This window comes from Chryseobacterium camelliae (assembly GCF_030818575.1).
GTDB lineage: Bacteria > Bacteroidota > Bacteroidia > Flavobacteriales > Weeksellaceae > Chryseobacterium > Chryseobacterium camelliae_A.
Window position 1 is genome coordinate 2068163 of the sequence record NZ_JAUTAL010000001.1, and the last position, 23362, is coordinate 2091524.

The following is a 23362-nucleotide window of genomic DNA, read 5'->3' on the forward strand; positions in this document are numbered from 1 at the left end:
GGGTTCTTTTGTTCTGGAGTTTAAATGTAAAATACATCCAGACTTTAAAAAATATATTTTTCATTTTTAAGGGTAGGTTTTATGGGAGGCATGTTTGCGTCCTTTCAGGAATAAAAGAAGGTTCAGGAACATCATAATGCCGAGGTAGATGGAAAACTTACCGATCTTTTCGCTCAGGCTTACTACCAGGCTTTCTACCGTTTCGATCCGGTACAGTTCGATGATGCAGAGCGCGAAGCCGATGTTCAGAAGGTAAAACCCGATTTTAAACAGGGAATTGGTGGCCATGGCAATATCCTCTTTCTGATGGAAAATGTCCATCATGAATGTTTTGGAGTTCCTGAACAGAAACTGGGAAACGGTAACGGTGAGAATGAGCACTACCGGAAGGTAAATCATGTACGCTGAAAAGTTGTACGTTGCGGTGGTTAAAAGAGTTGCTGTCATGATATTTTATTTTAGAATTATTTTTTTTCTTAAAAAATAAAGGGTAAACAGGTTGATGTAATGCAGGACACAGAGGATTAGGAGAATATTCCCGGTGCGTACCGCTGTTACCGCCAGCAGCTGTTCTGCGGAATTTATAGGCGTCCAGGTTGTGAGGCTGACGGCAATATAGCCCAGGTTGATCAGGTAGTAACAGCCCAGCAATATCCTGTTGATGGTGAGGCAAAGCTCCGGGTCATGGATAAGATAGTCCAGGTAATAGATTCCGGCATGGTAACACCTTCTTCCCACATCCACTGTGATGTATGAGCTTACCGCCAGAAAAATGATATAAGAAATAATATTGAACATCTTATAAATATTATACTTTCAATAATTTTTGAAAATTAAACTGAAATAAAAAAGGATCTGATATCCTTTCTATTTCAACAGGTTGGTAATTTTCCCTACCAGCCAGTGGTCGTCGCTCTTGATCGCCAGGTCCATAATATTGTTGATCTTCCCCGTTACGGAACTGAAATCATCCATCAGCCGGATGAACTCTTTTGCTTCATCAGAATCCTTATCGTCGATGTCCTTCAGCTCTTCAAGGAAAGCAATCACAGGCTCTATTTCCCTTTTCCTTCTTTCTTTGGTAATTTGTTTAAACAGGAACCAAATATCTTTCTCTGCCACAAAATATTCTTTCCGGTCGCCCTTTACAAATTCCTTGCGTACGATTCCCCAGTCCATGAGGGCGCGTAGGTTCATATTGGCATTTCCCCTTGAAATTTCCAATTGCTCCATCACCTCATCGGTGGAGAGCGGCTTTACTGAAGAGATCAGCAGGGCATGCACTTGGGCCATTGTCCGGTTGATCCCCCAGTTGGTGGCGAAGGTTCCCCAGGTCTGAATATATTTTTCTTTGGCTTCTGAAAGTTTCATTGTCTTCTTTTTCTTTTTGAACGTCAACGTGCCGCTATCCGGTTGGTATCAGTTTCAATTCCTGTTACAAATATAATCATATTTCTTGAACTTTCAATAATAATTGAAAGTTCAATTATATTTTTTTATTTCCCGTCCTTAAACAGTCCTGGCAGCTATAAATTTTTACCGATCATTGCATCCAGAACGGGGATATTCAGATCTCCGGAATATAATATAATGCCTTGTTTATCAATAAGAATTATTTGTGGGAATGCAGAGACCCCGTAGTTTTCATTAACCGATGTATCTCCATTCACGGTATCATAATTAACTTTATGCCGGGCTACAAACTGATGGATTGCCTGTTGGCTGTCCGTGGTATTGATGGCCAGTATCTTTAAGCCGGAAACTCCGTAGCGGGTATTCAATGTATTGAGTTCAGGAACGGCTTTAATGCAGTAACTGCAGTTCCTGATCCAGAATTCCAGCAAAACGGGATGCCCTCGGAACTGCTGTAAACTCACTTTTTCGCCGGTCTCATTTTGTACCAGACTGAAATCAGGAGCGACCTGACCCGCATCAATCAGTTTTACCGATTCTCTTTTTTTCTCCTTGTATTCTTTCAGGTATGTTGAGTAATACCAGCTGTTTTCTTTAGGCTCTGTGGGATTAAGAACAATATGAGAGAAGTCTGTCCGGTTAATATCCCTGCTTCCTTTTTTAAGCTGGATATAGCTTACCGGCAGAAAACTTTTTTTGTCAACGATTATTTTATTATAAAACGTTATCTTTTCTGTGGTTACCGTAAATCTTTTCCCAAGGTAATCCGGATACCGGTCCTGGGTTTGGAAATTCAGAACATGGAACGGTTTCTTACCGATCAAAGTATCCTTAACCTGCTTTACAATGGTTTGGTCACCGATAACAGCCGGCAAAATATTCCTTAGCGTGATGATTGAGTTGTACAGCGCGGAAAGCCCTTCAAAATCTGAAGGCATAACTTTATTTTTGATCTGAATTGTCCTGTCTTCTGCAGAAGTTTCGAAAAGCTCAGTACTATTGAATACAGAAAATCCTGTTGTATCTCTGTACTGATACCGGAATCCTGCCAAATCATTTTCCTTACTGAAATCCACATACATTTCACCTTCTGACTTGCTGTGATAATCCTCCGCAGGATAAGTAAATTCCCTTGTATAATGATAGGAAATTGTTTTTACGGATTGTAGTTTTTCAGAAAGTTTCCTGAAAATCTTCAGATCATTTTCAGGGGTACCCGCACTAAGTCCTGTACTTACCGTTACGGATAACAGCAGCATGAGCCTGAATGGATAACAGAAGTTTTTCATGATATGTTTTTTAATGCACTCAAAAATACACAAATTTGCTTACCGGCTGAGAAAAATATGATATCCAGATTTCCGGACAATTCAACTAATACCATTCTTCAGACAAAAAAGCGGCCTCCTTCCGGAGGCAGCTCCACCACTACTTCTGAATCCCCCTGTACACATCCACCAACCTTATCAATTCCGATCTGTAGCCTTCATCATCTCTGTTTTTACCTTCCCGGGCCAATGCCCCGACCGCTTTGAGGTCTTTGTCTTTAATTAGTTGAGAATCCCTGAGGATCAGTCCGAACCATGCTACCGCAGATGCAAACCTGAAATCAGGGCCTGACTGTTCTATGCTTACCGGTACATTGTTTATCACTTTTATCATTTCAAGGCTCTTGTCACCGTCCGGCTTTTTGTAGCGGAATTTAATGGTGGCCAGTTCATTGCCTGAATTTGGGTTTTTCACCGATGCTGAATATTTCAGCATGTTTTCTTTAGGAATGAATTCCGAATGGACGTCTACTGGAATCACTTCATAGAGTGCCGTTACCGTATGCCCGCTTCCTAATTCGCCGGCATCAATGGCATCATTGGTAAAGTCTTCATTTCTCAGCTTCCTGTTTTCATATCCGATCAACCGGTAGGATTTGACGAACTTAGGATTGAACTCAATCTGGATCTTTACGTCTTTGGCTATCGCATACATGCTTCCGGCGAACTCTTTTCCCAGGAATTTATTGGCTTCCTGAAGATTATCGATGTATGCATAATTCCCGTTGCCTTTGTCGGCGAGGGTTTCCAGGCGGTTATCCTTGTAATTTCCCATCCCGAAACCCAGGCAGGTAAGGAAAATGCCGGTTTTCCTTTTCCCTTCGATCAGTTGTTCCAGTCCCTTTTCTGAGGAAATGCCTACGTTGAAATCGCCGTCCGTAGCAAGCACTACCCTATTGTTTCCGCCTTTGATAAAGTTTTCCCCGGCCAGCTTATATGCCAGCTCTATCCCCTCGCCGCCGGCTGTACTTCCGCCGGCCTGAAGATTTTCCAGTGCATGCAGGATCGTTTCTTTTTCTTTGGCAGAGGTTGGAGGCAACACTGTTCCGGCGCTTCCTGCATACACCACGATACCTACCTTATCCTGAGGTCTCAGCTGGTCCAGTAACACTTTGAAAGAAGATTTGAGCAAAGGAAGCTTGTTCTCATCGCTCATGGAACCAGAAACATCAATGAGGAAAGTAATATTGGAGGCCGGGAGGTTATCCAGCGGCACCTTTTTCCCCTGAAGTCCTATTTTCAACAGTTTACTGCCTGGGTTCCATGGTGCATCGCTGTATTCTGTACTTATTGAAAAAGGACGGTTTCCTTCAGGCTGAGGGTAATCATATTTAAAATAATTGATCATTTCCTCAATCCTTACGGCGTCTTTATCCACAGGAGACCCGTAATTGATCATCCTCCGGATATTGGAATAAGAAGCATTGTCCACATCAATGGAAAAAGTGGACAGCGGCTGGTTTTTCGTCAGCTCAAACGGGTTTTCCACCAACCTGTTGTATTCTTCATCATTAATGTCCGGCTGGATTTTCACCGGTTGCTTTCCTTTGTGTTTCACAGCAGCCTTTTTAATGTATGCTGTATTTTGTGAAGCCCTAATCTTCAGTCCAGGTGCATACCCCATGACCGCTGCATCACCAATGGATATTTCAGAAGCCGTTACCGCCTTGGGTTTTGGGCAGCCGTTGTATTCCGGCATTCCGGGAACGGTCGGGCAGGAATCATCTTTATCCAGGATACCGTCGCCATCGGTATCCGGCCACGGACAGCCGTTATTTTCAGGCGGACCGGCAACAGCAGGGCATGCATCGTCCTTATCAATGGTTCCGTCCCCATCCGTATCCGGCCATGGGCAGCCGTTGTTCTCAACAGGGCCGGGCTTTTCAGGACACTGGTCATCTTTATTCGGGATGCCGTCCTGATCGTGGTCTTTCCGGATGCTTACTTTTGTTTTCCCATCTGCTGAGGGAGGTGTTTTTGTTTTGCAGCTGATCATAAAGGCCATGACTGCAAGCGTTATACAGGCTTTTTTCATTGTGGTTAAGGTTTAATTATTGGATTTAAATAGAGGCATAGGATATCCTGCTCTCCGCCTGGAAGAGTTTAATTGTAAGGAGTGTTTTGTTTAGGATTAGAGGTTGTCTATGGGTTTCCTAAAGAATCTTTTTTTAATGCTTTTCTGATCTTTTTTACTTCTGTTGAGGAAAAATCCCTGGTTTCTGCGATGACAATCCCGCGGGAAGCTTTTTTACCATACAGAAGAATAGCTTTTGTGCCCGTCAGGACGGTAACGGATTTAATATTTCCGGCATTCAAAGTCCTGAACTTCCCGATGCCGGCCAATTCATTATTGATGATATACAGGCAGTCTTCTGCTGAAAATGCGGGATCTGAACTCTGAATAGCGAGTGTATTTCCCTGTTCAGCCGGAGCAACCCTGATGCTGATCCCCGGAGATAAGATCTGGATGAAAGCCGGCTTATCCGGATCCTCCGTGTTGCCTGCTATGGAAGCCGGTGCAACTTCTGAAAGATAACCTTTACGGGAAACACCATTATCTGATGCTGAAAGGCTGTTGATACCAGAGTTTGCAGTCGCTGTTGTAATTTGAACACCTGAAACCTTCTTTGCGATAACTTCTTTATCGGCCTCTCGTTCTTCTTCATATGCCTGCTTCTTTTTTCTATTAACAGCTATGGATTGCCGGAACCTATGGTCATCATCATCAATCTCTACAGAAGATCTGGCAGATGTACTTGCAGCTTCATTTTGTCCCATCGATGTTGAAAGAGGCGGAGGAACGACTATATTTCTTGTTACAATATTCTCAGAAGCCTTTCCGGAATTCTCTTTCTGAATAGTTTCCGGAGCCGTAACATCTGCCAGCTGACTATTCTGGGAACCCTGTGCTTCAATTTTTGAAGGCTGAGGCAGTTTTTGCGCTGTCACGCTTGTTACCGACTGATGATCTGCCTGGTCTTTACCGGTCAGGAAAAAGATTCCGCTGCCGATAATGATGCTCGCTGCAATCCCGTACGGAATCCATGACGGCACTTTCTTTGGTGCCGGATGAAGATGCTGATCGAGCTGCGTGTCCACTTTATCCCAGACTTTTTCAAAACCCGGAAAAGTAACCGGTTCTCCGGAAGCTTTGGAAGCTTCACTGAAAGTAGTATCGATATCGTTTTGGTTTTCCATTGTTGTAAAAGTTAAATGTTCCTGCTGGTTAAAAGTTCCTGTAATTTTTTCCTGGCGAAATTCAGCTGTGATTTGGAGGTCCCTTCGCTGATGGAGAGCATCACCGCAATGTCTTTATGCGGATAGCCTTCAATCGCAAAAAGGTTGAAAATAGCCCTGCAGCCTTCCGGAAGAAAATGCAGCAGGCCCAGGATATCTTTTTCAAAAGACGCTTCTTCATAAGCTTCGTCAGCAATAATATGGTTTTCCTCAAGGGAAACATGCAGTTTTTTATTCGCCCTGAGTTTCTGAAGGCATTCGTTCACCGCAATTTTTTTCGTCCAGGCCTCAAAGGTTTCCAGATCCTGAAGCTGGTTGATTTTCGTAAATATTTTAAAAAAGGTATCGGCAAGGACTTCTTCGATATCTTCATCGTTCTTAAGGTACCGCCTGCAGACTGCATACAGCTTTCCCGCAAGTTTTTCATATACCTGCCGCTGCGCATTCCGGTTGTTGCGCCTGCATTCCATCAGGAGTTCTTTATCCATATATCGGGGCTTATACTACTATAGATGCAGACTGTTTCAGAAAGGTTGGAAACATGGTTGACTTTTTTTCAAAATAACACAAAAAAAATGATACCGAAGCTCAATGACGCATGAAAACATTTAAATCCAACCTGAACAGATTTAACTTTACCGCCTGTAACGAATCTCAGAAATGAGCGACTATTTATAATATAATTTTTTACAGTAATGAAAAACACTAAATTTATCTCATTACTTTTTGTTTTGTCTGCAGGAAGTATGATGTTTGCACAGGATGACCTGATCAACAAGCTGAAAAGCAACCAATCCCAGAATGCCAATTTCCAGTTTACTACCCTTAAGGATGTAGGGGCCACTTCGGTGAAGAACCAGGGCTCGTCCGGCACGTGCTGGAGCTATTCCGGAAACTCTTTCCTGGAATCTGAAATGCAGCGTATGGGCAAGAAGCCGGTGGACCTGGCAGAAATCTTTACGGCAAGGAATTCTTACCACGACAAAGCAAAACTGTACGTCCTAAATAACGGAGCCATCAACTGGGGCGATGGCGGTGAACTTCACGACGTAATCAATATGTATAAAAAGTACGGCGCCGTACCTCAGGAAGCGTATACAGGACTGAAATCCGGACAGACCACGAACAATTTCTCTGAAATGCAGGGAAAACTGAAGCCGGTACTGGACAGCCTCGTTCAGGCTTCACAGAAAGGCAAGCTTACCGACAACTGGATGTCTTCTGTAGATGCGATCCTGGATGAATACCTTGGAAAAGTTCCCGCTAACTTCACATATGAAGGGAAATCTTACACGCCAAAAACCTTTGCCAAGGAAGTAGTAGGCATTAATCCTGAAGATTACGTTGAATTGTCATCGTATAAAGATTATCCGTACTTCCAGAAATTCGTAGTGCCGATCCCGGATAACTGGAGCCATGATTCTGACTGGAATGTACCGATGAAAGATCTGACAGCTATTGTAGATAACGCGATTAAGAAAGGTTATTCCGTAGGTTGGGCAACCGATGTTTCGGAGCCGTATTTTTCTTATAAAAACGGTGTTGCTTACGTTCCGGATGTTGACCTGGAACAGGCCATGACCCCGGATATGAAGCAGGGACTGTTCAAAGAGCCTAAAGCCGATAAAACCATTACGGAAGACATGCGCCAGAAAGCGCTTAACGACCTTTCCACTACTGATGACCACGGAATGCACATTGTAGGCCTTGCCAAAGACCAGACCGGTAAAGAGTATTATATGGTTAAAAATTCATGGGGTGTAACCAATGATTTCAAAGGCTATATTTATGTGACCAGACCTTATGTGGAATATAAATCAACGGCCATTCTGGTTAACAAAAATGCTATTCCAAAAAATATCCTGAAACAACTGAAACCGAATACCGGTGTCGGTCTTTAATTCTGAAAGTTTAGCACAATTTTAATATATTTAACAGTAAAATCCCCACTTACGGCTTGTAAGCGGGGATTTTCAAATAAAATGAATAGATAGGTAATTTTTTATCGCTGTTTAGTACAGAGTGGACATGCTAGAAGGAGAAAAATCTGACAGTTCTTCCATTCTGCCTTCTTTCACTTTCTTCACCCATTCAGGATCCTGCAAAATGGCTCTTCCCACGGCTACCAGATCGAAGTCGCCTCTTTCCAGCCTGCGGATCAGTTCAGATAAATCGGCTGTACCAGTTCCTTCGCCGGCAAATGCAGCCATAAAGTCTCCTTCCAGTCCTACTGAGCCTACAGTAATGGTAGGCTGTCCCGTAATCTTTTTAGCCCAGCCTGCAAAATTCAGGTCGGAACCTTCAAATTCAGCTTCCCAGAAGCGGCGTTGGGAACAGTGGAAGATATCCACTCCGGCTTCTTTCAGCGGCAGCAGCCACTCTTCCATCTCTTCCGGAGTTTGGGCCAGCTTTATGTTATAATCCTGCTGCTTCCATTGTGAAAGTCGGATGATAATGGTAAAGTCTTCTCCTACTGCTGCACGGATTGCTTTTACAATGTCTACGGCAAACCGGCTTCTTTCCTTTAGGGTTTTCCCTCCATATTCGTCGGTCCTGGTATTCGTAGCCTCCCAGAAAAACTGGTCGATTAGATATCCGTGGGCACCATGAATTTCCAGGCAGTCGAAACCGAGATCTTTTGCGGATTTGGCTGAAGCGGCAAACTGTGCAATGGTATCCTGAATATCCTCCAGCGTCATATCCGAAGCTTTTTCCATCGGAACTGACGGATAATCGTCCGAACTTCTCGTATCCCCTACATGCCAGATCTGAGGGCCCATTTTACCGCCATTAGCATGAACGGAATCAATAACGTTTTTCCATCCTTCAAGCGCTTCGGTTCCGTAAAAATCCGGGATGTTCTGCATATTCTTGGAAGCCGGCCTGTTGATCACCGTTCCTTCAGAAATGATCAGACCCACGCCTGCTGCAGCCCTTCTGGAATAATACTCGGCGATCTGCTGTGTAGGAACTCCGTTATCGGATTGTGCCCTGGTCATAGGAGCCATAACAATCCTGTTATCCAGGTGTAAATTTTTATATTGAAAAGGTTTGAATAATAATTCTGTACTCATTGGTATAAGCTCTGTTTTATAATTGTTACACAAAGTAACTAATAATAGTTCTTATTTGTATCTCATATATCAAAAAAACTGGTAACTTTGCAGTAACTGATGATAGTAACATTGAAGTAACTTTGAAGCTACACATCCGAAATCGATGTTCTATAATCTCAAAAGCCTCTCCAATGAAAAAGAATGAATTAATGGAATACAGCTGCCCTCTAGGCAAAGCCATGTCCGCATTAGGCAGTAAATGGAAACCGATCATCGTACTGGTGATCAAAGACCGGAAATTACGTTTCGGAGAACTGGCCGTAAGGATCCAGGTTATTTCCAGAAAGGTACTCACAGATCAACTCCGGGAAATGGAAGCTGACGGACTTGTGATCCGGGAAGAGTTCAAGGAGCTGCCGCCAAGAGTGGAATATTCTTTAACAGAAAAAGGGCTTGCCCTGCTGCCGATTCTGTACCTGCTGGAAGAATGGGAGGAGAAATACCAGGTGAAGGGGAAAGATGGCGGGAAGAGTTGTAATTCTTTGACTGATGAAGCAAACCATAGCCGGGCCTTAGTTTAAATACTGTTATAGTCTTGAAGTTACATACATCTTATTTCAGCATATTGTTTGTTATCAGCAATTTTAAAAACCTGATATAAAACGAGCTGCATTTATAAGCAAAACTCCAAAATAAAAACCGCCTCCTAAAGAAAGCGGTTCAAAATTTATCTAAGTTTCCTTAAAATATCGCAGGATATTTCTGAGGATTGGTTTCATTAAACATGGCGTAGATCCTTTCTACCATATCATCTGCGGACGGTTTGCTGAAATAGTCTCCGTCACTTGCATATGCCGGCCTGTGGTCGTTGGCAGCAATCGTTAACGGATCAGAATCCAGGTATCGGAAAGCTTTCTGTTTTTCCAGGATCTGTTGCAGGATGAACGCTGAAGTTCCGCCTTCCACATCTTCATCAATAACCACTAAGCGGTTGGTTTTCTTTACACTTTCAGCGATCTCATGGGACAGGTCGAAAGGAATCAGGGACTGAACATCGATTACTTCTGCGGAAATGCCGAGTTTCTCAAGTTCTTTGGCTGCTTCCATGACGATTCTCCAGGTAGAACCGTAGGTTACCAAGGTAACGTCGTTTCCTTCCTTTGTCACTTCAATCTGGCCTACCGGAACCGTAAATTCCCCTATATTGTCCGGCTGCTTTTCCTTCAGACGGTATCCGTTAAGGCATTCTACAATTACTGCAGGCTCATCAGCCTGAAGCATGGTATTATAGAATCCGGCAGCTTTGGTGAGGTTTCTCGGTACAAGCACCAGGATTCCTTTGGATAGGTTTAATATGCCTGCCATCGGAGATCCGGAATGCCAGATGCCTTCCAGCCTATGTCCCCGGGTCCTGATGATTACCGGTGCTTTCTGACCGCCTTTCGTCCTGTACTGAACGGTAGCCAGGTCATCGCTGATTCCCTGTAAGCAATAGAGAATATAGTCCAGATACTGGATTTCAGCGATCGGCCTTAAGCCTCTCATGGCCATCCCGATTCCCTGTCCGAGAATAGTAGCTTCGCGGATCCCAGTATCGGCTACACGGAGTTCTCCGTATTTTTCCTGCATGCCTTCAAGCCCCTGGTTCACGTCACCGATATTTCCGGCATCTTCTCCAAAGACGAGGGTTTCAGGATATTTTTCAAAAATCTTATCAAAGTTATTTCTTACCACTACCCTGCCGTCAACTTCTTCAGAGCTGTCTGAATACACAGGCTTTACTTCCTTAACATTCGTTGCTTTCCACTCAGACTGGGAATATAAATGGGAAGAATAATTGTCTTTTTCCGTTTCGAATACTTCGTGGTATTTCTGCATCAGCTGATTTCTCTCTGCAGACTCTGTTCCTCTGGTTGCCAGCAAGGCTTTCCTTGCCAGGTGGAACACATCTTTCTTGGCTTTGGAAACCAGTTTGGTAAACTGGCTTACGTAACCTTCAATCTCCGTATTCTGTGTTTTAAGGTTTTCCACCAAAGGCAGTATGGACTGTGTAAGCTCCCTGATGGCATTCTGGTAATTTTCCCAGGCGGTTTTCTGCCCTGCTTTAACGATCTTTTTGGCCTCTTCATCAATGGCGTCCAGCTCTTCAGCGGAAGCGATGATCTCCTCCTGTCCGTCGATTTCAATAGAATAGTTGGAAATCCATTCCCTGAATTTCACCAATCCGTCAAAGGAGGCTTCCCAGGCCAGCCTTTCCTCGTTTTTATATCTTTCATGGGATCCTGACGTGGAATGCCCCTGTGGCTGGGTCACTTCCACCACATGCACCACTACCGGCACGCTCTCCATTCTGGCAAACTGTTCAGCCCTCGCGTAGGCATCCAGCAGTGCCGGGTAATCCCAGGCTTTTACCTGAATGATTTCACAGCCCTGGAATTCGCCTTCTTTTCTCTGGAAGCCGCTCAGCATTTCAGCAATATCCGCTTTTGCCCTCTGCTTCATGGTAGGTACGGAAATCCCGTATCCGTCATCCCAGATGGACACGATCATCGGTACCTGAAGGGCACAGGCAGCATTCAGGGTTTCCCAGAAATGGCCTTCTGCCGTAGAAGCATCTCCAATAGTCCCGAAGGCTACTTCATTCCCACCGTTTGAAAATTTTTCTGAACCTTCAAAAGTTACGCTTTTATATATTTTGGAAGCCTGCGCCAATCCCAACAATCTCGGCATCTGCCCGGCAGTGGGAGAAATATCTGAGGAGATATTTTTTTGAGCCGTAAGGTCTTTCCAGCTTCCGTCTTCATTAAGGCTACGGGTGGCAAAATGCCCGTTCATCTGTCTTCCGGCAGAGGCAGGCTCTCTTTCCACGCTTGTATCCGCATACAGCTGCGCAAAAAAGCTTTCTACCGTTAAAGCATGTACAGCCAATGCAAAGGTCTGATCCCGGTAATATCCGGAACGGAAATCCCCGTTTCTGAATACTTTAGCCATCGCCAGCTGGGGAAGTTCCTTACCATCCCCAAAAATCCCGAATTTAGCTTTTCCTGTCAGCACTTCCCTTCTTCCCAGATATGACATTTCACGGGAAATCCTTCCCAATTTATAGTCTTCAAGTATCTGATTTTTAAAGTCCTGAAAAGAGATCTGCTGTGTTTCAATATAGGTTGTCTGCATAGCCCAATATAAAATTTTTACGTTCTTGAAGTATTTTGCTAATATACACTTTTTAAATTAATTTTAATTTTTAATAATCTTTTTTAAAAATTTGATAATAAGGAAAATTGTGCTTTATTTTGGGGAAATTTGTATGCCATGGAAAAGAAATCGCCACACATCCTCAATGCTTCCAGCAATCTGTTAGGATTTTCGCTGGTGATCATTACCTCGCTTAAGATCAGCAAAATAAGCCAGACCACCCATCTGGATGAATTTGCCGGTGTTGCATGCCTGTTTTTTGCATTCAGCTGCTTTTTTTCCTTCCTGTCCATCCGCACAGCAAAGGAAACCAGGAATATTCAGTTTGAGAAAATTGCAGATTATTTATTTTTAACTGCGTTATTATGCATCGTATTATCGGTTCTAATCCTTATCGTAAAAATAATGTAATCAATTTACATTATTCTTAAAAATAACATAGTTTATTAACAATAACAGCAATAAAAAAACCGGAACGGGAGTCCGGCTGTATGAATTTTAAAATTTTCTTTCAATTACGTAATCGAGCATGCTGTGAAGGGATTTCCTGGCCTCAGAATCCGGGAACTCATTAAGGATGTCTTTTGCTTTCTGCTGAAAATCTTTCATGACCGTAATAGCATAATCCAGTCCGCCTGAGCTCTTAACAAAAGCAATCAGTTCCTTAACCCTTTTCTGGTCGTTATTGTACCTTTTAATGGTTGTAAAGAAGTATTTCCTGCTTTTTTCATCCGCCTTCTCAAGGCTGTGGATGAGAGGAAGGGTCATTTTCTGTTCTTTAATATCAATTCCTACCGGCTTTCCGATGACATTGGAACTCAGATAGTCGAAGAGATCGTCTTTAATCTGAAACGCCATCCCGGTATAGGTCCCGAAATCCATCATTTTTTTAGCCAAAGCTTCATCCGCACTATTAGACAATACTCCGATTTCACAACAGGCAGCAATTAAGGTAGCGGTTTTCTGACGGATGATCTCATAATACACCTCTTCTGTGATATCAAGTTTTCTGGCTTTTTCCAGCTGGAGCAGTTCGCCTTCTGACATCTCACGGATGGTGCGGGAAATCACGCTCAATAGGTCGTAATCTTTATGGTCTGTGGACAGTAATACGGATTTGGACAAGAGGTAATCCCCTACCAGAACGGCAATCTTATTCTTCCATAATGCATTGATGGAAAAAAAGTTACGCCTTTTGAAGCTTTCATCCACCACATCATCGTGAACCAGGGTTGCCGTATGGATCAGCTCGATCATAGACGCACCGCGGTAGGTCTTTTCGTTCACTTCACCAACAAGCTTGGCACACAGAAACACAAACATGGGGCGCATCTGTTTTCCTTTGGTAGTGACGATAAAACGGGTGACTTTATCCAGCAACGGGACCTTGCTCTGCATGGACTCATAAAACTTCTGCTCGAAAAGCTTCATTTCCTCGTTGATGGGTCGCTTGATTTCTTCTACAATATTGGCCACAATCGGTGAATAATGGGTAAAGAGTTATTAATTCACAAAGATAATTTTTTTCATTCAATTTAAAGAGAAAATTAATCTTTAAGCTTTTCTTTCGGAATGAAATACAAACTCTGTGCTGCGTGGCCTATGGAAACTTTGAATTGTTCACCGGAAATATAGATTCCGTTACCATCCACGGTGATGCCTTCAATCTGCCCGATGGATAAAGCGCTTCCCAGATAATATTTACGGGGGGCCTCATTAAAAAATACGCCAGGCTCCGTTTCTTTAAAAATCTCCAGAAAAACTTCGGTTTTCTTGGTATAGCCAACCAGATACAGTTGATGGTCAAAGTAAGCGGCATCAGTTACCATAAATCCTGTCCTGAAAGACTCTTTCTTTTTTGCTTCCTGTACTCCGGAAATATCCGGATCGATCTCATAATGGGATGTAGCTTTCGATCCCCATTCCTTGGTAAAAAGATGCAGTTTACCGTTAAGGTAGATCATGGCTTCGGCATCAAAATCCGTATGTCCATAATCCTGCGAAAAATCCTTCTGTTCAGGATAATAAAACTGAATGGTTTCAGGAACATTTGCATCCAGGGTTTCTTCACTGAACGGAACTTTGTAAATCATCAGGTCTTTTCTGGTTCCTGCGTTATTGCCGAAATCACCGATATAGAAATTCTGTCCGTCATTAGCCAGTGCTTCCCAGTCTTTGTTTTCCGCTTTCACAGGGAGCTTTCGGATAATGCTTCCCGAGGTGCGGTCGATCTGATAAAGGTCAGGCGTATTGCCGCTGTCGTTAAATGTATACAGCTTTCCGTCCACAAGGTCCAACCCTGAACTTTCTTTAAGCTGCTCATTCAGATGGCTGATCCTGTATTTCCCGATTTTCAGAAAATCCGTTCTTTGTGCAGAGACCTGAAGATGGATGAGCAACAGGACAGCCGGAATCATCTTTTTCATAATGTAAAGGTAAAACTTTAATCAGAAATGTGCTGCTTTCCGGGCAAGCTTATGGCTGTTAAAGAACCGCTCATTTACTTATTATGCCACTACCAGCCTTTTTTCATGAAGGCAAAAAATTTCTCTTTATTGGATCTGGAAACAGGGATATGGGTATTGTCTGCCATATGGACCATGCCTTCTTTTGAGTAACTCGAAATGTAATTGATATTGATAAGATGGGACTGATGTACCCTAAAGAAAACCGGGGTTGACAGCAGCTCCTCATAATACTTCAGTGATTTGGAAACCATGATTTTTTTCTGGTCAGCAAGAAAAAACAACGTATAGGAGCCGGAAGACTCGCAACGGATGATATTCTCTATTTTTACCACATGCATAGCTTCCTGGGTAGGAATGATAATGGTATTCTGAATTTTACTGGTCGACTCCGCAAGCTGCTTAAGCTGAATATCCTCCATAAACTTCCCTCTTCCGGAAATGCGTTTTATGGCCAGCTTCAGTTCGTCAATATCCACAGGCTTAAGTAGATAATCGATCGCATTGAATTTGAATGCCCGTATCGCATGAGATTCATAGGCAGTCGTGAATATCAGGTGAAAGTCTTTATGCTGTATTTTTTCCAGGACATCGAAGCCGCTGCCGTTATTCAGCATGACATCCATAAAAATAAGATCCGGCTTCTGATCGTCTATCATGGACACTGCCTGCCGGACTTCACCGGCATATCCTATCACCTGAACCGTATCAGGTGCTACAGATTGCAGCATAATAGATAGCCCTTTCTGCAGATGATATTCATCTTCAACAATAATAGTCTTGTACATAACTAAGAAAAAATAGGAATTATGATGGTAGCGGTACATCCCCCTTCTGCATTTTCTCTGATGCTGAACCCGGTATGCGGGTTTTCCAGAGACATTACAGCAAGCCTTTCATGGGTAATGGTATTTGCGAGAGAAACATGGCTGTCCCGGTTTTTACGGCGTTTTGATTCGGTGAGGCCAATGCCGTTATCCATAACAGAACATATGATCACATGTTTCTGATCATTCTGGCTGAAACTGACAACTAAACAGCCCTGCCGTTCTGACATAGCCGGCTTCAGGCCATGTTCTATGGCATTCTCAATAGAGGGCTGTATCAGCATGGAGGGAATAAGCGACTGAACCTCCACATCTTTATCACAATGTATTTCATAATCGAAGGCATTATTAAAACGGACCCTTTGCAATTCAATATAATCTTTCAGGGTAAGGATTTCTTCTTCAAGGGTAATGAACTCATGACGGGAATGTTCCAGGACCTGACGGGTAAGCCGCGCAAACTTACCGAGATAAGACACTGCATTGTTCTGGTCATTCTGCAGAATCATTCCCTGGATATTCCCAAGGGCATTAAAAATAAAATGAGGGTCCATCTGGGATTGCAGCAGCCTTCTTTCAAGGGAAAGCTTTTCCGTAAGGCTTTCAAGGCTTTCTTTTTCAAGCAACTTAAGCTTAAGCTCGCTGTTAGTCTGTGCCTGTCTTAAATGATCTTCTGTTTTCCGGAAATACTGTTGCCTGTAATAAAAAGAAAGATACAATAGAATCAGTACTATCAGTAAAATCCCGGCAATGGCAAATCCCAGTAGGGTATTTTTTTTCTGAAGCTGATTTTCTTTTTTCAGCAGCAGGATCTGATTTTTCTTTTTTTCCGTTTCAAACTTTACGTCTGCATACTGAATCATCTTTTGTGCCTTATCGTTATATTCTGCCTTGAAATAGGGAATAAAGAGCGTATCATAATGATAATACGATTTAAAATCACCCCTCTTTGCAGAAAGGCTTTTCAGGCTCCGGTAAAACTCTGACATCAGATTATTATCCTTATAAGGCAGTTTGGCTGCTTCCACCAATCCCCTGTTATAGAACTCTTCTGCATCATCATATCTGCCTTTTTTCTGATAATACTCCCCCTGCAGGCCCATCAGATTCCGGTAGATAGATTTCATTTTATATTTCCTGGATATATCTGTTGCTTTCTGTATATGGTAAAAAAAAACGTTTTCCGGAACAGAATCAAGCCTGTTAATTTCAAGAGTCGCCAGATTCAGGTAGGCGATGGCAATATTGCTTTTAATCGTAATCTGGCTTTCATAATCTTCCGCTATCCTTATTGTTTCTTCATAATAGGATATCGCCTGCTGCCCATACTTATGATTCGCATTGGACAGCTCTAAAAGATAACTGCCGACAGCAAGCCTTGCATGGAGGATATTGTCCGGGACAGCACTTAATTTGGCATACCGAAGGGCTTCATAAGCATACTTCCTGCATTTGACCATATCATGTGGTGAAAACAGATAAGAGACATCCGAGAGGATCCTGGCACAGACTCCGTATTCCTTCAGCCGGTCAAATAACCGGTAGGCAGTGAGGAAATAGTTCAGCGCATCTCCTTCCGTGGAATTGTCAATATAAGTGTTCAGGTAACCCATCACCATATTAGCATAGGCCAGTGCACGATGATCTCTTGTGGTGCTGGCTGTTTCATAAGACATTTCCGAATAACCCCTGAATCTGTCAAGATTAGAAAAACGTCTGTAGGCCAATGCGGTGAGAGCGTAATTTATGGCCTCATCCTTTCTGCTCAACTGCTCTTTTGCCACGACGGCTGCTGTTTCCAATATGCGAAAACATTGTGCACTATCCCTGAAACGAAGATCATATCCCTTCCAGGACATATTTTCGATCGCTGATCTTTCCTGGGAAAATATAAGAAATCCCCAAAAACAGCATACCAAAAGTACGATAGACCTGTATGTTTTTTTCCTTTGAATTGACACAAAATATTTCATCAGAAAATATAATTTTCCGGCAAATGTAACTAATTTACAGTTACTTTATGAATAAATTTAAGTAAAACAAGATATACCCAATAGATCAGAAAAAGACAATATAAGGCCATCGCAGGAAGAATAATAATTCATATCTGCAATTGACCAATCAGAAGTTACCATTTAAAAATTGAAGCCGCTCAATCTTTCATTAAAATCTGTAATTTAGTATAAAATAGTCTTATGAATTACCTGATGCCTAAAGCAAAAATGATCGCAGCTGCTGTTTTTATATTGGCCTTATCTAATAGGTACCATGCACAGGAAGCGGCAGAGACTTCCAAGAAAATCGAATTCACAATCAGCAATGGAACAAAGACGCTGGCCACTCCCCTGAGATCAGCTTCCATGCAATATTATCCATCGGTGGGAACAGCCCAGGCCAGTTCCAAAACGGAATCGAAGCCTGCACAGTATTTTTATATTACTATGGAAACCGAACAACTGAAACCTGACTTTCTGAAACTGCTTAACCAGAGCAGATCTAATTTTACCGCCACGATCAGCATTGCCGGAACATCAGATAGAAAATCTGAAAGAATCATCCAATGCCATGAAGCTTCCCTGGATACACTGAGTGAACAATACACCGGTGATTATGACAGCTCTATGATCACTGTCACCTGTCGTAAAATGAGTGTTGACGGAATACAAATGAATTAAATTATGGAACAGCAATTTCGTTATTTTATCAAAGAAGGGAATACGTATCAACTTAAGAGACAATACGGATTTTCAGGAATTATTATTGTGGGCCTCGCTGTTGTTGCGATTATAGGATTTACAGCACACCTCCCTGCCCTGGGATGGATTGCAGGCATCTTTTCCCTGCTCTGCCTGGTATCAGTAATGAATGAAAAAGTAGTGATCGATATGAATTCACGGCAAATGCTGGTTAAGAAAGGCCTTGTAAAACCTGCTGCCGCAATTCCTCTGGACTCCGATCTGAGCTTTGAAATCTCACGTCTGATCTACATTTTTATCCCGGTTAATACCGCACTGAACTTATGGTACCGGTCCGAAGGTAAGGAGAACGCAGTGATGATTTCTCAGGGATTTTCCAAAAAGTCAATGCAGGAGCTCCTGAATGAAATTGAAGCCATTACCGGATAATACCGATGTCTGCAAGAAATAAATATGCTGTTTCCGAAACCCGGGAACAGCTGAGTTTCTTTCCTGACCGACCGTTGGTCAAAAAGTATCTGTGGTTGCTATCCTGTACGGTTTCGGCCATCATTGGCGTATGCATTTTTTACACACAGCTGAGTGAAGGCATCCGTGTCCTGGCATGGATATTCCTGACTTATTTTTTGCTCGTGAGTATGTATACACTGGTATACCGCTGCAATATCTGTATCATATTCGATAAGCAACAGAAAATAATCCTGCTGAAAACCCGTTTTTTCAGGCCACAAAAACTGATGCATTTTAATGAAGCGGTTATTATTGTCAAAAGCAATACAGGATCAATACATTATGCATTAGGTGCAAAAAAGACTGAACTGGTCAAAAACTACCGCATCAGTGAGGATTTCAGCACGCTCAGCACAGAATCAAAAGTTCATCAGCTCTATAAAGCTGAAATTTTAAATGTTGTGGGTAACCTTGTAGGAAAACAGAATCCCTGAAATGAGATAGATCAGGCTGATTTTTTATTAAGACTCTGCTTCTTAACCGCCTTTTTAGCAAGATATTCCTTCTGAAACTGCCGTACCGTTTTTCCGGTTCCATCATGCCTCCATCCCGGTGAATTGAAGATATAATTGATTCTGTCTGAAAACTTCAGTCCGGGCTGCCTGATGTCTTTCCAGATTTTTCTCCATTCATACAGGAGGACAGTATCCGGCCTGTTATCCGGCATTTTTGGGTAGATGCCATATTTTATGGGTACATTCGGATCTTCTTTCTCAAAAGTCCCGAACATCTTGTCCCAGATGATCAGGCACATGCCCATATTGCGGTCGAGGTACTTGATGTTACAGGCATGGTGCACCCTGTGATGGGATGGGGTCACAAGGATATACTCCAGGATTCCCATGCTTTTTATGGCCTGTGTGTGTACCCAGGTTCCATACACCTGCCCTATGGCATATACGACCATAATATGCCACGGATTAAAACCGAGGAACGCCAGCGGCGAGAAATACAGGTATCTGTACAGCGGCTGAAGTACCGGACTTCTGAATCCTGTGGTCAGATTGAAAAACTCCGAACTGTGGTGGGTAATATGAACGGCCCAGAATGCCCTGGAATGATGATCGATATAATGGAGCACATAGTAAGCAAAATCGGTTACGACAAAGCAGATCAGCCAATACCATATATTGAACTCCCAGGAAAAAAACCTGTGGTTGAAAAAGAAAAACATAACGCCCATGGCGAAAGCTTTCATGATAAAGTCCAGCCCGAAGTTCAGCAGGGCAAGATAGACATTGGTTGCCACATCTTTGCCACTGTAGAGTTTAGCTTCCGAAACATGACTGTAAATCATCTCGGCAAGAATAACGGTCGCGTGAATGGGAATAGACCAGGAATAAATATGCTCCAATCCGTCTTCCCCCCAAAAGTAATCCATCATCTTATACAGATTTTATCCTGCAAAGGTATGATTTTAAGATTCTTTTAAGAAAATTTTCGGTTGTTTTTAATGAAAATTTAATCGGTTGCCTTATTGGCCAGCTGTCCGCAGGCTGCATCAATATCGCCGCCGCGGCTTCGCCTTACCATAACGGTAATTCCGGAATTTTCCAGCTGACGGATATAGTTTTCTTCCGCCTGTTTATTGCACTGGTCATATTTTCCGTCACCGATAGGATTGTACTGGATCAGGTTAACCTTGGAAGGCACCTGTTTACAGTATCTGATCAGTGCTTTTATATCCTCATCCCCATCATTGATATTTTTCCAGACACAGTATTCAAAGGTAATCACAGAACCTGTTTTCTGGTACCAGTACTGGAGTGCTTCCATAATTTCCGTCAAAGGAAACTTATCGGAAAACGGCATGATCTCATTACGCTTGGATTCGATGGCGGAATGCAGGGAGAGTGCGAGCTTTACTTTCAGTTCTTCGTCAGCCAGCATCTTAATCATTTTCGGAATCCCGGAAGTGGAAACGGTAATCCGTCTGGGAGACATTCCCAGGCCTTCCGGCTGGGTAATCTTACGGATGGCCTCCACCACATTTTTGTAGTTCATCATCGGCTCCCCCATTCCCATGAAAACAATGTTGGAAAGCGGCCGGTCAAAATACATTTTACTCTGGCTGTCGATCAGGGCCACCTGGTCTACGATCTCCGCAACTTCGAGGTTCCTCATTCTCTTGAGCCTTGCCGTTGCACAAAATTCGCAATTCAGGGAGCATCCTACCTGGGAAGATACACAGGCAGTGGTCCTCGTCTCGGTTGGAATCAGGACCGATTCCACAAGTAATCCGTCGTGGAGTTTTACTCCGTTTTTAATGGTTCCGTCTGTGCTCTTCTGAAGCTGGTCCACAGAAACGGGATTGATCGTATATTCTTCGGAAATTCTTTCCCGGAGGGGCTTCGAAAGATTCGTCATCTCATCAATCGAATGGAGATTTTTGCTCCACAGCCAATCATAGACCTGTTTCGCACGAAACGGCTTTTCACCCAGGGAGACAAAATAGTCTTTCAGCTGGTCGAGTGATAAAGTACGAATATCTTTCAAGATAATATGATTATAGATTTTAAATTATAAATTTTAGATTATAATCCTTCACAAAAGTTAGGATATAATCTAAAATTTATAATTCATAATTTAAAATTAAATGTATTACAAAATAAGCATCGCGTCTCCGTAAGAGTAGAATTTATATTTCTCTTTTACGGCTTCTTCGTAAGCATGCATGATGAAGTCTTTTCCTGCAAATGCTGCAATCATCATGATCAGCGTAGATTTCGGGGTATGGAAATTGGTGATCATACAGTTAGCTACGCCGAATTCGTGTGGCGGGTAGATGAACTTATTCGTCCAGCCGTGGAAAGCTGAAATTTTCTTATTGGAGGAAACGGAAGTCTCAAGCGTCCTCATCGTGGTGGTTCCTACAGCACACACCCTTTTATGGGCATCAACGGCGTTGTTGATGATCTGGGCATTCTTTTCATCGATGAAAATCTCTTCAGATTCCATTTTATGCTTGGAAAGGTCCTCTACTTCAATCGGGTTGAATGTTCCCAATCCTACGTGAAGGGTTACTTCAGCAAAATCGATCCCTTTGATCTCCAATCTTTTCATCAGGTGCCTAGAGAAGTGCAGACCTGCTGTAGGGGCCGCTACAGCTCCTTCTACTTTAGCATAGATCGTCTGGTATCTTTCTGCATCTTCCGGCTCAACGTCCCTTTTGATGTATTTCGGAAGCGGGGTTTCACCCAGCTCTTTCAGTTTTGCCCTGAACTCTTCGTAAGAACCGTCAAATAAAAACCTCAGCGTTCTTCCTCTGGATGTAGTGTTATCTATTACTTCCGCTACCAAAGATTCGTCCTCAGTAAAGAACAGTTTGTTTCCGATTCTGATTTTCCTTGCAGGATCTACCAGGACATCCCAAACGCGGGTTTCCTTATCAAGCTCCCTTAACAGGAATACCTCGATTTTAGCCCCTGTTTTTTCCTTATTTCCATATAAACGGGCCGGGAAAACTTTGGTATTGTTGAAGATAAAAAGATCCCCCTCATCGAAATAGTCTACCACATCTTTGAACAGCTTGTGCTCAATGGTTTCCGTTTTTCTGTTCAAAACCATGAGTCTCGCATCATCTCTGTGCTCAGACGGGTGCTCTGCCAATAATTCCGCAGGAAGATCAAAATTAAAATCTGATGTTTTCATTTTTTAAATTACGGTTTAAAAATTTATCAAATTACAGTGTGTAATTTTCGGACTGCAAATATACGACATAGCATACCCCTTTGTCAAGTTTTATTTAATGATTCACAAAAAACGCCTCACAGGGGCTTTAAAAAGAGAAAAAAGTAAGAAAACATGAGTAATAAGTAATGAGCAATGAGCAATGGGCAATGGGTAATAAGTGATGGGTGATGGATTGCATGCTATTGAATAGGTGCTGTATAAAGTTGTTTAATCCATTGGGTATGTATAAAAGCTGTTCAGGTGAGTTGAAACAGCTTTTCATTTTCATGCTTTACCATCGGAGGGCTGTATGTTTTCATTACACTCATCAAGGTATTCTGTAATTTTTTTCCAGCTTTCGAGTTTTTGTTCCAGTGAAACGGTATGCAGCGGACTGGTGGAAGGCAGCAGGAATATAGGAATCCTGTAGTTTTTGCCCAACATTTTCTGTACATTTTTATAGGATTTGCCGCCGTTACAAAAAACAGCTCTGACGTTCGGATGGTCATTAAGCAGTTCATCAACGCGGTTGGCTTCTTCATTCCGGATTTCAGAATCCAGGCTGCCTTTCCTTTCGCAGGAATCGATGACATCCCACAGAGCAATATGGTGTTTATTCAAAATGGCGATCCTTTGGCTATAGTCTTCCGTGAAATCCTCATTCAGCAGTTGAAACATAATCCTCCAGAACTTGTTCTGGGGATGCGCATAATATTGCTGCTTCTCTAGAGATCTGACTCCGGGAACCGAACCCAGAATTAAAATCTCTGAGTCTTTATCAACGATCGGTGCAAAGGATGATATTCTGTCATGCATGGTTCTTATTCTGTATCTTAATGCTATTTCAGCACTGTTGAAAGCAAAAAACGGACAATAGCTGTCCGTTTTCATAAGTATTTTATTGTTCCTTATTAAAAATATTCCCCGAAAATCCTTGGATCAATTTGATATCCGCTCAGGGAT

At 42.7% G+C, this 23362-nt stretch carries 23 protein-coding genes; 6 read left to right on the plus strand and 17 right to left on the minus strand.

From position 1 onward, the window contains the following. Positions 1-66: 66 nt before the first annotated feature. The 7 genes from QE404_RS09375 to QE404_RS09405 all read right to left on the minus strand — a co-directional run bounded on the left by QE404_RS09375 (position 67) and on the right by QE404_RS09405 (position 6466). On the minus strand, positions 67-447 hold the full coding sequence (locus QE404_RS09375; RefSeq protein ID WP_307449751.1) for a hypothetical protein: 381 nt from the start codon (positions 445-447) through the stop codon (positions 67-69). A gap of 6 nt (positions 448-453) precedes the next feature. Then, complete coding sequence (locus QE404_RS09380; protein ID WP_307449754.1) at positions 454-798, minus strand: hypothetical protein; 345 nt, start codon at positions 796-798, stop codon at positions 454-456. 69 nt (positions 799-867) lie between these two features. Next, the gene (locus QE404_RS09385) at positions 868-1371 is read right to left on the minus strand and encodes a GbsR/MarR family transcriptional regulator (RefSeq protein ID WP_307449757.1); all 504 of its coding nucleotides are present in this window, start codon (positions 1369-1371) and stop codon (positions 868-870) included. A 155-nt stretch (positions 1372-1526) separates the two neighbouring features. Further along, on the minus strand, positions 1527-2702 hold the full coding sequence (locus tag QE404_RS09390; protein ID WP_307449760.1) for a TlpA family protein disulfide reductase: 1176 nt from the start codon (positions 2700-2702) through the stop codon (positions 1527-1529). A gap of 139 nt (positions 2703-2841) precedes the next feature. Then, positions 2842-4776, minus strand: a complete 1935-nt coding sequence (locus QE404_RS09395; RefSeq protein WP_307449763.1) for a vWA domain-containing protein — start codon at positions 4774-4776, stop codon at positions 2842-2844. A gap of 107 nt (positions 4777-4883) precedes the next feature. Then, positions 4884-5939: a hypothetical protein gene (locus QE404_RS09400; protein WP_307449765.1), complete on the minus strand. Its 1056-nt coding sequence runs from the start codon at positions 5937-5939 to the stop codon at positions 4884-4886. An 11-nt stretch (positions 5940-5950) separates the two neighbouring features. Beyond that, entirely contained in the window at positions 5951-6466 is a 516-nt protein-coding gene (locus QE404_RS09405; RefSeq protein ID WP_307449767.1) for an RNA polymerase sigma factor, read from the minus strand. A 207-nt stretch (positions 6467-6673) separates the two neighbouring features. Here QE404_RS09405 and QE404_RS09410 point away from each other — a divergent pair, with 207 nt between their 5' ends. After that, entirely contained in the window at positions 6674-7879 is a 1206-nt protein-coding gene (locus QE404_RS09410) for a C1 family peptidase (protein ID WP_307449770.1), read from the plus strand. 111 nt (positions 7880-7990) lie between these two features. Here the strand turns inward: QE404_RS09410 and QE404_RS09415 are convergent, their stop codons facing one another. Beyond that, positions 7991-9052, minus strand: coding sequence for an NADH:flavin oxidoreductase (locus QE404_RS09415; protein ID WP_307449773.1), 1062 nt, complete (start codon positions 9050-9052; stop codon positions 7991-7993). A 173-nt stretch (positions 9053-9225) separates the two neighbouring features. Between QE404_RS09415 and QE404_RS09420 the strand changes: the two genes are divergently transcribed. Then, positions 9226-9615 (plus strand): winged helix-turn-helix transcriptional regulator, encoded by a 390-nt coding sequence (locus QE404_RS09420; RefSeq protein WP_307449775.1) that lies wholly within the window; start codon positions 9226-9228, stop codon positions 9613-9615. 160 nt (positions 9616-9775) lie between these two features. Here QE404_RS09420 and QE404_RS09425 read toward each other — a convergent pair whose 3' ends face one another. Next, positions 9776-12208, minus strand: coding sequence for an alpha-ketoacid dehydrogenase subunit alpha/beta (locus QE404_RS09425; RefSeq protein WP_307449778.1), 2433 nt, complete (start codon positions 12206-12208; stop codon positions 9776-9778). A gap of 138 nt (positions 12209-12346) precedes the next feature. Here QE404_RS09425 and QE404_RS09430 point away from each other — a divergent pair, with 138 nt between their 5' ends. After that, positions 12347-12640: a hypothetical protein gene (locus QE404_RS09430; protein ID WP_307453840.1), complete on the plus strand. Its 294-nt coding sequence runs from the start codon at positions 12347-12349 to the stop codon at positions 12638-12640. An 87-nt stretch (positions 12641-12727) separates the two neighbouring features. Here QE404_RS09430 and QE404_RS09435 read toward each other — a convergent pair whose 3' ends face one another. The 4 genes from QE404_RS09435 to QE404_RS09450 form a co-directional block, all read right to left on the minus strand. Further along, positions 12728-13705, minus strand: coding sequence for a polyprenyl synthetase family protein (locus QE404_RS09435; protein ID WP_307449784.1), 978 nt, complete (start codon positions 13703-13705; stop codon positions 12728-12730). Positions 13706-13776: 71 nt separating this feature from the next. Next, positions 13777-14655, minus strand: a complete 879-nt coding sequence (locus QE404_RS09440; protein ID WP_307449786.1) for a hypothetical protein — start codon at positions 14653-14655, stop codon at positions 13777-13779. An 89-nt stretch (positions 14656-14744) separates the two neighbouring features. Further along, positions 14745-15482: a LytR/AlgR family response regulator transcription factor gene (locus tag QE404_RS09445; protein WP_307449790.1), complete on the minus strand. Its 738-nt coding sequence runs from the start codon at positions 15480-15482 to the stop codon at positions 14745-14747. Positions 15483-15484: 2 nt separating this feature from the next. Beyond that, positions 15485-17494 carry a sensor histidine kinase gene (locus QE404_RS09450; protein ID WP_307453842.1) on the minus strand — a complete coding sequence of 670 codons (2010 nt, stop codon included), beginning with the start codon at positions 17492-17494 and terminating at the stop codon, positions 15485-15487. Between the two features lie 222 nt (positions 17495-17716). Here QE404_RS09450 and QE404_RS09455 point away from each other — a divergent pair, with 222 nt between their 5' ends. The 3 genes from QE404_RS09455 to QE404_RS09465 are packed head-to-tail and all read left to right on the plus strand — an operon-like array spanning position 17717 to position 19161. Continuing rightward, positions 17717-18196: a hypothetical protein gene (locus QE404_RS09455; protein WP_307449796.1), complete on the plus strand. Its 480-nt coding sequence runs from the start codon at positions 17717-17719 to the stop codon at positions 18194-18196. 3 nt (positions 18197-18199) lie between these two features. After that, complete coding sequence (locus QE404_RS09460) at positions 18200-18646, plus strand: hypothetical protein (RefSeq protein ID WP_307449798.1); 447 nt, start codon at positions 18200-18202, stop codon at positions 18644-18646. Positions 18647-18651: 5 nt separating this feature from the next. Next, a complete protein-coding gene (locus QE404_RS09465) occupies positions 18652-19161 on the plus strand; it encodes a hypothetical protein (RefSeq protein WP_307449801.1) in 510 nt (169 codons plus the stop codon). An 11-nt stretch (positions 19162-19172) separates the two neighbouring features. Here the strand turns inward: QE404_RS09465 and QE404_RS09470 are convergent, their stop codons facing one another. From QE404_RS09470 to QE404_RS09485, 4 genes are all read right to left on the minus strand, one after another. Beyond that, complete coding sequence (locus QE404_RS09470; RefSeq protein ID WP_307449803.1) at positions 19173-20111, minus strand: sterol desaturase family protein; 939 nt, start codon at positions 20109-20111, stop codon at positions 19173-19175. Positions 20112-20188: 77 nt separating this feature from the next. After that, on the minus strand, positions 20189-21223 hold the full coding sequence (gene rlmN, locus QE404_RS09475; protein ID WP_307449806.1) for a 23S rRNA (adenine(2503)-C(2))-methyltransferase RlmN: 1035 nt from the start codon (positions 21221-21223) through the stop codon (positions 20189-20191). A gap of 105 nt (positions 21224-21328) precedes the next feature. After that, positions 21329-22378 (minus strand): tRNA preQ1(34) S-adenosylmethionine ribosyltransferase-isomerase QueA, encoded by a 1050-nt coding sequence (gene queA, locus QE404_RS09480; protein ID WP_307449809.1) that lies wholly within the window; start codon positions 22376-22378, stop codon positions 21329-21331. Between the two features lie 306 nt (positions 22379-22684). Beyond that, a complete protein-coding gene (locus QE404_RS09485) occupies positions 22685-23290 on the minus strand; it encodes a DNA-deoxyinosine glycosylase (protein ID WP_307449812.1) in 606 nt (201 codons plus the stop codon). Between the last annotated feature and the right edge of the window lie 72 nt (positions 23291-23362).

Bases quoted from the DNA above. Each gene is read 5' to 3' on its own strand.
- QE404_RS09400 (WP_307449765.1), bottom strand. From the start codon at position 5,939: ATGGAAAACCAAAACGATATCGATACTACTTTCAGTGAAGCTTCCAAA.
- QE404_RS09375 (WP_307449751.1), bottom strand. From the start codon at position 447: ATGACAGCAACTCTTTTAACCACCGCAACGTACAACTTTTCAGCGTAC.
- QE404_RS09440 (WP_307449786.1), bottom strand. From the start codon at position 14,655: ATGAAAAAGATGATTCCGGCTGTCCTGTTGCTCATCCATCTTCAGGTC.
- QE404_RS09470 (WP_307449803.1), bottom strand. From the start codon at position 20,111: ATGATGGATTACTTTTGGGGGGAAGACGGATTGGAGCATATTTATTCC.
- QE404_RS09390 (WP_307449760.1), bottom strand. From the start codon at position 2,702: ATGAAAAACTTCTGTTATCCATTCAGGCTCATGCTGCTGTTATCCGTA.
- QE404_RS09410 (WP_307449770.1), top strand. From the start codon at position 6,674: ATGAAAAACACTAAATTTATCTCATTACTTTTTGTTTTGTCTGCAGGA.
- QE404_RS09405 (WP_307449767.1), bottom strand. From the start codon at position 6,466: ATGGATAAAGAACTCCTGATGGAATGCAGGCGCAACAACCGGAATGCG.
- QE404_RS09445 (WP_307449790.1), bottom strand. From the start codon at position 15,482: ATGTACAAGACTATTATTGTTGAAGATGAATATCATCTGCAGAAAGGG.
- QE404_RS09430 (WP_307453840.1), top strand. From the start codon at position 12,347: ATGGAAAAGAAATCGCCACACATCCTCAATGCTTCCAGCAATCTGTTA.
- QE404_RS09485 (WP_307449812.1), bottom strand. From the start codon at position 23,290: ATGAAAACGGACAGCTATTGTCCGTTTTTTGCTTTCAACAGTGCTGAA.
- QE404_RS09420 (WP_307449775.1), top strand. From the start codon at position 9,226: ATGAAAAAGAATGAATTAATGGAATACAGCTGCCCTCTAGGCAAAGCC.
- QE404_RS09395 (WP_307449763.1), bottom strand. From the start codon at position 4,776: ATGAAAAAAGCCTGTATAACGCTTGCAGTCATGGCCTTTATGATCAGC.
- queA (WP_307449809.1), bottom strand. From the start codon at position 22,378: ATGAAAACATCAGATTTTAATTTTGATCTTCCTGCGGAATTATTGGCA.
- QE404_RS09380 (WP_307449754.1), bottom strand. From the start codon at position 798: ATGTTCAATATTATTTCTTATATCATTTTTCTGGCGGTAAGCTCATAC.
- QE404_RS09465 (WP_307449801.1), top strand. From the start codon at position 18,652: ATGTCTGCAAGAAATAAATATGCTGTTTCCGAAACCCGGGAACAGCTG.
- QE404_RS09460 (WP_307449798.1), top strand. From the start codon at position 18,200: ATGGAACAGCAATTTCGTTATTTTATCAAAGAAGGGAATACGTATCAA.
- QE404_RS09425 (WP_307449778.1), bottom strand. From the start codon at position 12,208: ATGCAGACAACCTATATTGAAACACAGCAGATCTCTTTTCAGGACTTT.
- QE404_RS09415 (WP_307449773.1), bottom strand. From the start codon at position 9,052: ATGAGTACAGAATTATTATTCAAACCTTTTCAATATAAAAATTTACAC.
- QE404_RS09455 (WP_307449796.1), top strand. From the start codon at position 17,717: ATGAATTACCTGATGCCTAAAGCAAAAATGATCGCAGCTGCTGTTTTT.
- QE404_RS09385 (WP_307449757.1), bottom strand. From the start codon at position 1,371: ATGAAACTTTCAGAAGCCAAAGAAAAATATATTCAGACCTGGGGAACC.
- QE404_RS09450 (WP_307453842.1), bottom strand. From the start codon at position 17,494: ATGAAATATTTTGTGTCAATTCAAAGGAAAAAAACATACAGGTCTATC.